Source organism: Pseudomonas sp. G3-39, assembly GCF_054790485.1.
The window spans coordinates 3,270,563-3,280,754 of sequence record NZ_CP186497.1; the positions used below are offsets into that span (position 1 = coordinate 3,270,563).

7 protein-coding genes are annotated in these 10,192 nt (G+C 60.7%); 4 read left to right on the plus strand and 3 right to left on the minus strand.

Annotated features, from left to right (window positions below; translation table 11 throughout):
* The first annotated feature begins 3 nt into the window (after positions 1-3).
* From ACOYXG_RS14470 to cobM, 3 genes are all read left to right on the plus strand, one after another.
* A complete protein-coding gene (locus tag ACOYXG_RS14470; protein WP_103366942.1) occupies positions 4-702 on the plus strand; it encodes a CbtA family protein in 699 nt (232 codons plus the stop codon).
* Positions 699-1,112 (plus strand): cobalamin biosynthesis protein, encoded by a 414-nt coding sequence (locus ACOYXG_RS14475; protein WP_460352407.1) that lies wholly within the window; start codon positions 699-701, stop codon positions 1,110-1,112. Before ACOYXG_RS14470 ends, ACOYXG_RS14475 begins: the two co-directional genes overlap by 4 nt.
* An 81-nt stretch (positions 1,113-1,193) precedes the next feature.
* Entirely contained in the window at positions 1,194-1,940 is a 747-nt protein-coding gene (cobM, locus tag ACOYXG_RS14480) for a precorrin-4 C(11)-methyltransferase (RefSeq protein ID WP_027613712.1), read from the plus strand.
* 201 nt (positions 1,941-2,141) lie between these two features.
* Here cobM and nfuA read toward each other — a convergent pair whose 3' ends face one another.
* The 3 genes from nfuA to ACOYXG_RS14495 form a co-directional block, all read right to left on the minus strand.
* Positions 2,142-2,726, minus strand: coding sequence for a Fe-S biogenesis protein NfuA (nfuA, locus tag ACOYXG_RS14485; protein WP_003225494.1), 585 nt, complete (start codon positions 2,724-2,726; stop codon positions 2,142-2,144).
* A 57-nt stretch (positions 2,727-2,783) separates the two neighbouring features.
* Positions 2,784-3,809, minus strand: a complete 1,026-nt coding sequence (locus ACOYXG_RS14490) for an acyltransferase family protein (protein WP_097087279.1) — start codon at positions 3,807-3,809, stop codon at positions 2,784-2,786.
* 181 nt (positions 3,810-3,990) lie between these two features.
* Positions 3,991-6,285: a fatty acid cis/trans isomerase gene (locus tag ACOYXG_RS14495; RefSeq protein WP_460352410.1), complete on the minus strand. Its 2,295-nt coding sequence runs from the start codon at positions 6,283-6,285 to the stop codon at positions 3,991-3,993.
* A gap of 156 nt (positions 6,286-6,441) precedes the next feature.
* On the opposite strand from ACOYXG_RS14495, the gene metH reads away from it, so the two are divergent.
* Positions 6,442-10,152 (plus strand): methionine synthase, encoded by a 3,711-nt coding sequence (metH, locus tag ACOYXG_RS14500; protein ID WP_460352412.1) that lies wholly within the window; start codon positions 6,442-6,444, stop codon positions 10,150-10,152.
* Positions 10,153-10,192 lie beyond the last annotated feature (40 nt).

A 10,192-nucleotide genomic window follows, 5' to 3' on the forward strand; every position in this document is an offset into this window, starting at 1 on the left:
GACATGATCAAGCGTATCGCGCAAACCGCAGGCTTCACCGGCCTGCTGGCCGCCCTGCTGCTGACGTTGCTGCAAAGCTTCTGGGTCTCGCCGCTGATTCTGCAGGCCGAAACCTTCGAGAAGTCCGAACCGGTGGCCGTTCACGAACACGCCGCCGGCACGGCCGCACACACCCATGACGCCGAAGCCTGGGAGCCGGAAGACGGCTGGCAACGCGTGGTCTCGACCACCGGCGGCAATCTGGTGGTGGCGGTCGGTTTCGCCCTGATGCTCGCTGGCCTGTACACCCTGCGTGCACCGACCAAAACCTCGCAAGGCCTGCTCTGGGGCCTGGCCGGTTACGCGACCTTCGTGCTCGCACCGACCCTGGGCCTGCCGCCTGAACTGCCGGGCACCGCTGCAGCCGATCTGGCGTCGCGGCAAACCTGGTGGATCGGCACCGCCGCTTCCACCGCTGTTGGCCTGGCGTTGATTGTGTTCAGCCGCCACTGGTTGATGAAGCTGCTCGGCGTGGCGATCCTCGCCGTGCCGCACGTGATCGGCGCGCCGCAACCGGAAGTGCATTCGATGCTCGCCCCGGAGGCGCTGGAAACTCAGTTCAAAATCGCTTCGCAGTTGACCAACGTGGCGTTCTGGCTGGCCTTGGGCCTGATCAGCGCCTGGTTGTTCCGCCGCAAAAGCGATGGTCAATACCACGCATGACCGATGACCGCGCAGCGCCGACCTTTGTGGTCGGCCTGGGCTGCCAGCGCGGCTGCCCGGTCAGCACGCTGCGCGCGTTACTCGATCAGGCGTTACAGGCGCATCGTATAGAACTTGAAGCGGTCAAGGCCTTGGCCAGCATCGACCTTAAACGCGATGAACCCGGCCTGCAGGAACTGGCCAGCCAACTGTCGTTGCCGCTGTTATATTTCAGCAGCGACGAACTGGCCAATTATCAGCAACGTCTGAGCCACCATTCGCAGATCGCCTACGAGCGTACCGGTTGCTACGGCGTGGCGGAAAGTGCCGCCCTGGCCCTTGCCGAACAGTTGATTCAGGCACCGGCAAAACTGCTGATTTCCCGGCAAAAATACGCTCAGGCGACCTTGGCATTGGCCGGCGCTGCGTAAATTTCCGATAATCCCCCCGTTTGATCATGAGCAATCTTCATCTGAAGCGTTGCCCTGCCCCGTTTTTCACAGGATTTCTTCATGACCGTCTACTTCATCGGCGCCGGCCCCGGCGACCCGGAACTGATCACCGTCAAAGGCCAGCGGCTGATCCGCAGTTGCCCGGTGATCATCTACGCAGGCTCGCTGGTACCGGCCGCTGTGCTGGAGGGGCATCAGGCTGAAACCGTGGTCAACAGCGCCGAATTGCATCTGGAGCAGATCATTGAACTGATCAAATCCGCCCATGCCAAGGGCCAGAACGTAGCGCGGGTGCATTCCGGTGATCCGAGCCTGTATGGCGCGATTGGCGAGCAGATTCGTTATCTGCGCGAGCTGAATATTCCGTTCGAGATCATTCCCGGCGTCACCGCGACCGCAGCGTGTGCAGCCTTGCTAGGCGCGGAACTGACACTGCCGGACGTGTCGCAGAGCGTGATTCTGACCCGCTACGCGGACAAGACCGCAATGCCGGCGGGTGAGGAGCTGAGCAGTCTGGCGCAACATGGCGCGACCATGGCGATTCATCTGGGGGTCAATCATCTGCAGAAAATCATCGCCGAACTGCTGCCGCATTACGGCGCGGATTGCCCGATTGCGGTGATTCACCGGGCGACGTGGCCGGATCAGGACTGGGTGGTGGGGACGCTGGAGGATATTGCCGAGAAGGTTGCGGCCAAAGGGTTTCGGCGTACGGCGTTGATTCTGGTGGGTCGGGTGCTGGGCAGTGAGGTGTTTAGCGAATCGTCGCTGTATCGCGCGGGGCATGCGCACCTCTACAGACCCTGAATCATATGGGATTGGGTGCCAACCTGTGGCGAGGGGATTTATCCCCGATGAACTGCGCAGCAGTTCCTTTTCTGGGGCTGCTTCGCAACCCATCGGGGATAAATCCCCTCGCCACACAATAAACAGGCACTCATTAATCAAGTGCATAAAAAAACGGCGCTCACGGGGCGCCGTTTTTCGTGTTCGCAGTGAACACCTTACTCAGTAGTAGGCATTTTCTTTCTGCGTGTGGTCGGTCACGTCGCGCACACCTTTGAGCTCTGGAATACGTTCGAGCAAGGTGCGCTCGATGCCTTCCTTCAGGGTCACATCGGCCTGGCCGCAGCCTTGGCAACCACCACCGAACTGCAACACGGCGATGCCGTCCTCGACCACATCGATCAGGCTGACCTGACCGCCGTGGCTGGCCAGCCCCGGGTTGATTTCGGTTTGCAGGTAGTAGTTGATGCGCTCGTTGACCGGGCTGTCGGCATTGACCATCGGGACTTTGGCGTTTGGCGCCTTGATGGTCAGTTGGCCGCCCATGCGGTCGGTGGCGTAATCGACGACGGCGTCGTCAAGGAACGCTTCGCTGAACGAATCGATATAGGCAGTGAAGCTTTTCAGCCCCAGCGCGGTATCTTCAGGTTTTTCTTCGCCCGGCTTGCAGTAGGCAATGCAGGTTTCGGCGTACTGGGTGCCAGGCTGGGTGATGAAGACGCGGATGCCGATGCCCGGGGTGTTCTGCTTGGAGAGCAGATCGGCCAGGTAATCGTGGGCGGCGTCGGTAATGGTAATAGCGGTCATGGAAACTCCTCGCAGGCTTGGGCGCAGTTTACGCCAATCATTGCGCCGGACAAAGTCCTAGTATTTTTGTCGGGAAAGATTCTCGACAGGTGCGCGCATCGGTTCGCCCTCGATCCGCGCTTTAAGCCACTGATAGCTGCGTTTTTCCACCCATTCGTAGCTCAACCATGACCCCACACCAATCGCCAGAGCGCAGACGATGAACATCAGATATGGGTTGATTCCGTAGCGTCGCGCGATAAAACCACCAACCGACAACACCAACACGTGCATCAGATACACCGAATAGGAACAGTCACCGAGCCATTTCATCACCCGATTGCGCTCGACGTAGCGCTCCAGCGCCATGCAAGCCATCACCAGCACCGCGCTCGGCACGCCCCAGTTCAATAACCTTGGCGCCGGTGCCAGGTGATAGATCGCCATCATCGCAGCGCCCATCGCCAACAGCGGCAGCCACAGGCCGGCGCCAATCCAGCCCCGGCGATAGAGCACGCCAATGCCGATCCCCAGCAGAAACTCGTAGACGATGTCGGAACGGTAAAACTCGTTGAGCCAGCCGAACGCCTGACACACCGAAAACAGCAACGCGGCGACCACCAGCAAGCGCACCTGCCAACGGAACACCAGCGCGCATGCAAACAACACATAGAAGAGCATTTCGTAGTTGAGCGTCCAGCCGACATTCAGCGTCGGATAAATCCCGTAGCCGCCGGGGTTTTGCGCAGGAATGAATAACAGCGACGCGAGGAAATGCGCCCAATCCACCGTCTGATCCGGCAACATCGGCCGGGCGAACAGCACCAGCAACGCCATCAACAGCGTGTACAGCCAGTACGCCGGGACAATGCGAAACAACCGATACAGCAGAAACCGCGCCGGAGGCAGCGCTTTGCTTTCGGTGGAGAGGAAAATCACCAGACCACTGATGACGAAGAAAACATCGACGCCGACTGCGCCTTTGTCGATGAAGAACTGCCCGACCGGGCCGCGCGCCTTGAAGTCGAAGAAAATCTGCATGAAGTGGTGACAGACCACCGTCCACGCGGCAAGCGCCCGCAGGGCCTGCACTGAAATCAACATCAGCCGCTCCCGATCACAATTGCAAAAACACCACTTCACCCTGTGGGAGCGAGCCTGCTCGCGAAAGCGACGGCAAGTTCAATGTATTCGGCGCCTGACACTCCGCCTTCGCGAGCAGGCTCGCTCCCACAGGGGATTTGTGTGTTACCTGAAGCTGTGACAGTCGGCCTGTATTAAACGATCAAAGATTCTGGTAGCGATTCATGTCCAGCACGCCCTCTTCCACCGGATCGGTTTCGTGGATGTATTGGCTCAGGTCGTGGAAATAGAACCAGAATTGCGGATGACTGCGACGGATCCCCCAACGTTCGACGATTTTTTCGAACTGCTGCGCATCCTTGGCATTCTCCATGGCATCGACAAAGGCCGGCACTTGCTCGGCCGGAATGTTGAAGATGAAATTCGGATAGCTGCTCAGTACGCCCGGGTAGACGGTTAAGGTGTCCAGCCCCGGTTGATAGCGCAGCGACTCGCCCAACAGGAACGCCACGTTGCTGTGCGCGCGATTGCGCAGCAGGCTGTACACCTCGCGTTTGCCGCTGCGGGTTTCAATGCGCAGCATGGTTGCTTCCGGCAATTGGTCGATCACCTTCAAACCGGCGGCCGGACGTGACGTCAGGCGACTCAGCGCCTGCTCGGCATTCTGCAGCGCCGGGTCGATATTCGGTCGCGAGCAATAGGCGCCGTCACAGCGATTGATCGGATCCGGCCGCGCATTGAGGTCGCCGTAACGCGCCAGCAACTGCATGGCGAAGTCGTATTTCGGGTCCTTCGGATCGAGTTTCAGCGCGGTCGGTTTGTCGTCGTCGATCGCCTCATAGTCGAGCCACATCTTGAACTGGCCGCTGCTTTGGTACCAATCGTCGAGGTAGTCCTCGCGGGAATCGGCCGGCATCAGGCGCAGGAAGTTCTGCTCGGCGCCGTTGCGGATCAGGTCGAAGTACAGACGAGTCTGCGCCTGATGGGAGACGTTGCCGAACACATCGAAGTTGACCGCCAACTGATAATAGGTGCGCTCCAGCAGTGGATAGTCGAACAGCCACATGGTCTGTGGCACTTCGCCGATCAGGCCTTTGGTCACCGACGCACTGTCGAAGTGGCGGAAAATGCTCAGCAGCGCGTTGTCGTTGCCGGCCCACAGGGTTGACCAGCTCGGAGCCGGCAGTTCGGCGTAACTGTCGCGGCGCAGGGCTTCGTATTCGTTGCGCTTGTTGCGGTAGTTGTGCCAAAGGCTCAGCACACTGCCGACGTCGTCGTTCTGCCCGGGCATTGCCAGCAACGGCGTGGCCTGGCCGCGATAGTTGGGGTCGGTGATGTAAAGATCATGTTCCGGCGCCTGGAACAGCGCCCAGAAGTTATCGCGGATCACATCCGTCGCAATCTGCCCACGGCACACCGGCCCGCGAATGAAGGTGCGGACGAAGTATTCAGCGTTATCGAGCATGAACTGATAACGCGCCTGCGCCGGAATCGCCTCGAAGGTGGCGAACGGGTTGGCCCGGCTCTGCGGGCCGTAACCCGGCAGCGCGTTGACCTGCCAGTTGCCGCTGTAGAACAGACTCTTCACCCGCGCCATCTTCGCCGCACTCAGCGGATAGGTGATGTGGGTCTTGTGCACGATCACCCCTTGCACCGGCCACAAGCGGTAATACACCTGAGTGCCCGGATCGTCATTCGGGCGGCGGGTGGCGATCAGGTCGATCGGCTGCCCTGTCGGCGTGCGCGAACGCACCCACTGGAAGTAGTGCCCCGGCTCGCCGTCCTTGAAATAGATATGCGCGAGGAACCAGTGTTCGAACAGCCAGCGCCCGACCAGACTCTGCCGCGCCCCCGGCGCATTGAGCAGGTTTTCCCACTGGACGATTTGCAGCGCTTCCCTGGCGCTCGGCGCCAGCCCCTGCTCGTCGATCGGCGCACCGGACGCCAGCCAGCGTTGCAGGGTCTGGTATTGCTGATCGGTCAGCCCGGTCACCGCCAGCGGCATGCCTTCTTTCGGGTGGGCGCCGGCATAGCCGTCAAACTCGGCGGGCATCGCGCACATGTTTTCCCGTTGCAGGCCGAGCACGATGTCTTCCGGCAGCTTGGCGTTGGGGGTCAGCGGGGTTTTGTGCCCCAGTTCCAGCATCCGCGCCATCAGCGCCGCCTGACTGCCCTGGGCATCGAGTACCGAGTAGAAGCCTTTCTGCTGCCAGGCACGTTTGCCGAAGGCGTCGTAGAACAGTCGCGTGGTCGGCGCCGCTTGCGTGCGTTCGCCGTCGTAGACCGGCATCTTGCTCGCGCCCCGCCCTGCGCCTTCGCCGCTGCCCAGATTGAGCTGGCACGCCGAGTCGTAGCAGGCATGGCAGGCCACACACTTCTCGGTGAAGATTGGCTGGATGTCACGCGTATATGAAATAGAAGGTGAGATCGCGGGTTCCTGCGCAATGGCGCCCCAGCTTAAGAACAGCAAGAAAATGCTGATGACGCGGTACGACATGCCCATGATCCCGATCGTGAAAAAAACGCCCGCGATTCTACAGTATGACGCTCGTACCAACATGAACGATATTCATGCAAAAGCAGCACGTGCTCCAAAAGCGCACAGGTTTGTTATGATCCCGGCCCTTCGTCATGGTCTTTTCGAGTAGTCCCAATGTCCGATCGCAGCGTCCGCCTTCAAGCTCTCAAGCAAGCCCTCAAAGAGCGCATCCTGATTCTCGACGGCGGCATGGGCACGATGATCCAGAGCTACAAGCTCGAAGAGCAGGATTATCGCGGCAAACGCTTCGCTGACTGGCCGAGTGATGTCAAGGGCAACAACGACCTGCTGGTGATTACCCGTCCGGACGTGATCGGCGGCATCGAAAAGGCTTATCTGGATGCCGGCGCCGACATTCTGGAAACCAACACCTTCAACGCCACGCGCATTTCCATGGCCGACTACGGCATGGAAGAGCTGGCGTACGAATTAAACGTAGAAGGCGCGCGACTGGCGCGCAAGGTGGCCGACGCCAAGACCGCCGAGAACCCGGACAAGCCGCGTTTCGTCGCCGGCGTGCTCGGCCCGACCAGCCGCACCTGCTCGCTGTCGCCTGACGTGAACAACCCCGGCTACCGCAACGTCACCTTCGACGAACTGGTGGAAAACTACACCGAGGCCACCAAGGGCCTGATCGAAGGTGGCGTCGACCTGATCCTGATCGAAACCATCTTCGACACCCTCAACGCCAAAGCCGCGATCTTCGCCGTGCAAGGCGTGTTCGAAGAGCTGCACATCGAACTGCCGATCATGATTTCCGGGACCATCACCGATGCGTCCGGTCGCACCCTCTCGGGCCAGACCACCGAAGCGTTCTGGAACTCCGTGGCCCACGCCAAGCCAATTTCGGTCGGCCTCAACTGCGCCCTCGGCGCCAGTGAGCTGCGCCCCTACCTGGAAGAGCTGTCGAACAAGGCCAGCACCCACGTTTCCGCGCACCCGAACGCCGGTTTGCCGAACGAGTTCGGCGAGTACGACGAACTGCCGGCGCAAACCGCCAAGGTCATCGAAGAATTCGCCCAGAGCGGCTTCCTCAATATCGTCGGCGGTTGCTGCGGCACCACCCCGGGCCATATCGAAGCCATCGCCAAAGCCGTGGCCGGTTACGCGCCGCGACAGATTCCGGACATTCCCAAGGCTTGCCGCCTGTCCGGTCTGGAACCGTTCACCATCGATCGCAGCTCGTTGTTCGTTAACGTCGGCGAGCGCACCAACATCACCGGTTCCGCCAAGTTCGCCCGTCTGATCCGTGAAGACAACTACACCGAAGCCCTGGAAGTCGCCCTGCAGCAGGTCGAGGCCGGCGCGCAGGTGATCGACATCAACATGGACGAAGGCATGCTCGATTCGAAGAAGGCCATGGTGACCTTCCTCAATCTGATCGCCGGTGAGCCGGACATCTCCCGCGTGCCGATCATGATCGACTCCTCGAAATGGGAAGTGATCGAAGCCGGCCTGAAGTGCATTCAGGGCAAGGGCATCGTCAACTCGATCAGCATGAAAGAAGGCGTCGAGCAGTTCATCCATCACGCCAAACTGTGCAAACGCTACGGCGCTGCGGTAGTGGTGATGGCGTTCGACGAAGCCGGCCAGGCCGACACCGAGGCGCGCAAGAAAGAAATCTGCAAACGCTCCTATGACATTCTGGTCAACGAAGTCGGCTTCCCGCCGGAAGACATCATCTTCGACCCGAACATCTTCGCCGTGGCCACCGGCATCGAAGAACACAACAACTACGCTGTGGACTTCATCAACGCCTGTGCCTACATCCGCGACGAGCTGCCGTATGCGCTGAGTTCCGGCGGCGTGTCCAACGTGTCGTTCTCGTTCCGTGGCAACAACCCGGTGCGTGAAGCGATTCACTCGGTGTTCCTGCTGTACGCGATCCGCGCCGGCCTGACCATGGGTATCGTCAACGCCGGTCAGCTGGAAATCTACGACCAGATCCCGCAGGAGCTGCGCGACGCCGTCGAAGACGTGATCCTCAACCGCACGCCGGAAGGCACCGACGCCCTCCTCGCCATCGCTGACAAGTACAAGGGCGACGGCAGCGTCAAGGAAGCCGAGACCGAAGAGTGGCGCAGCTGGGACGTCAACAAGCGTCTGGAGCACGCGCTGGTCAAAGGCATCACCACCCACATCGTCGAAGACACCGAAGAGTCGCGCCAGTCGTTCGCGCGGCCGATCGAAGTTATCGAAGGCCCGCTGATGTCCGGCATGAACATCGTCGGCGACCTGTTCGGCGCCGGCAAAATGTTCCTGCCGCAGGTGGTGAAATCCGCGCGCGTAATGAAGCAGGCCGTGGCGCACCTGATCCCGTTCATCGAACTGGAAAAAGGCGACAAGCCGGAAGCCAAGGGCAAGATCCTGATGGCCACGGTGAAAGGCGACGTGCACGACATCGGCAAGAACATCGTCGGCGTGGTGCTGGGTTGCAACGGCTACGACATCGTCGACCTCGGCGTGATGGTTCCGGCGGAGAAAATCCTCCAGGTAGCCAAGGAAGAAAAGTGCGACATCATCGGCCTGTCCGGCCTGATCACCCCGTCGCTGGACGAGATGGTCCACGTGGCCCGCGAAATGCAGCGTCAGGATTTCCATCTGCCGTTGATGATCGGCGGCGCGACCACCTCCAAGGCGCACACTGCGGTGAAGATCGAGCCGAAGTACAGCAACGACGCGGTGGTCTACGTCACCGACGCCTCGCGTGCGGTCGGTGTGGCGACGCAGTTGCTGTCCAAGGAACTCAAGGCCGGTTTCGTCGAGAAGACCCGTCTGGAATACGTCGATGTGCGTGAGCGCACCGCCAACCGCAGCGCCCGTACCGAGCGACTGAGCTACGCGGCGGCGATTGCCAAGAAGCCACAGTTCGACTGGGCCAGCTACACGCCGGTCAAACCGACCTTCACCGGCACCCGCGTGCTGGACAACATCGACCTCAACGTTCTGGCCGAGTACATCGACTGGACGCCGTTCTTCATCTCCTGGGACCTGGCCGGCAAATTCCCGCGCATCCTCGAAGACGAAGTGGTCGGTGAAGCGGCCACCGCGCTGTACAAGGACGCGCGCGAGATGCTCACCAAGCTGATCGACGAGAAGCTGATCAGCGCCCGGGCGGTGTTCGGTTTCTGGCCGGCCAATCAGGTGCATGACGACGACATCGAACTGTACGGCGATGACGGCAAGCCTATGGCGCGCCTGCATCACCTGCGTCAGCAGACCATCAAGACCGACGGCAAGCCGAACTTCTCGCTGGCCGACTTCGTCGCGCCGAAAGACAGCGAAGTGACCGACTACGTCGGTGGTTTCATCACCACCGCCGGCATCGGCGCCGAAGAAGTCGCCAAGGCCTATCAGGACGCTGGCGACGACTACAACTCGATCATGGTCAAGGCACTGGCCGACCGTCTGGCCGAGGCCTGCGCGGAATGGTTGCACCAGCAAGTGCGCAAAGAGCACTGGGGTTACGCCAAGGATGAGGCGCTGGACAACGACGCGCTGATCAAAGAGCAGTACTCCGGTATCCGTCCGGCACCGGGTTATCCGGCCTGCCCGGATCACACCGAGAAGGCCACGCTGTTCACCCTGCTCGATCCTGAAGCCAGCGAAATGCGTGCGGGCCGCAGCGGCGTGTTCCTCACCGAGCATTACGCGATGTTCCCGGCGGCGGCGGTCAGCGGCTGGTACTTCGCCCATCCGCAGGCGCAATACTTCGCCGTCGGCAAGGTCGACAAGGATCAGGTACAGAGCTACACCTCGCGCAAAGGTCAGGAGCTGAGCGTGACCGAGCGCTGGCTGGCGCCGAACCTCGGTTACGACGAATAAGCGCAATGGTCAGCCCCCGGACCTGCTGGGGACTGACCAT

Bases quoted from the DNA above. Each gene is read 5' to 3' on its own strand.
- ACOYXG_RS14470 (WP_103366942.1), top strand. From the start codon at position 4: ATGATCAAGCGTATCGCGCAAACCGCAGGCTTCACCGGCCTGCTGGCC.
- ACOYXG_RS14475 (WP_460352407.1), top strand. From the start codon at position 699: ATGACCGATGACCGCGCAGCGCCGACCTTTGTGGTCGGCCTGGGCTGC.
- cobM (WP_027613712.1), top strand. From the start codon at position 1,194: ATGACCGTCTACTTCATCGGCGCCGGCCCCGGCGACCCGGAACTGATC.
- nfuA (WP_003225494.1), bottom strand. From the start codon at position 2,726: ATGACCGCTATTACCATTACCGACGCCGCCCACGATTACCTGGCCGAT.
- ACOYXG_RS14490 (WP_097087279.1), bottom strand. From the start codon at position 3,809: ATGTTGATTTCAGTGCAGGCCCTGCGGGCGCTTGCCGCGTGGACGGTG.
- ACOYXG_RS14495 (WP_460352410.1), bottom strand. From the start codon at position 6,285: ATGTCGTACCGCGTCATCAGCATTTTCTTGCTGTTCTTAAGCTGGGGC.
- metH (WP_460352412.1), top strand. From the start codon at position 6,442: ATGTCCGATCGCAGCGTCCGCCTTCAAGCTCTCAAGCAAGCCCTCAAA.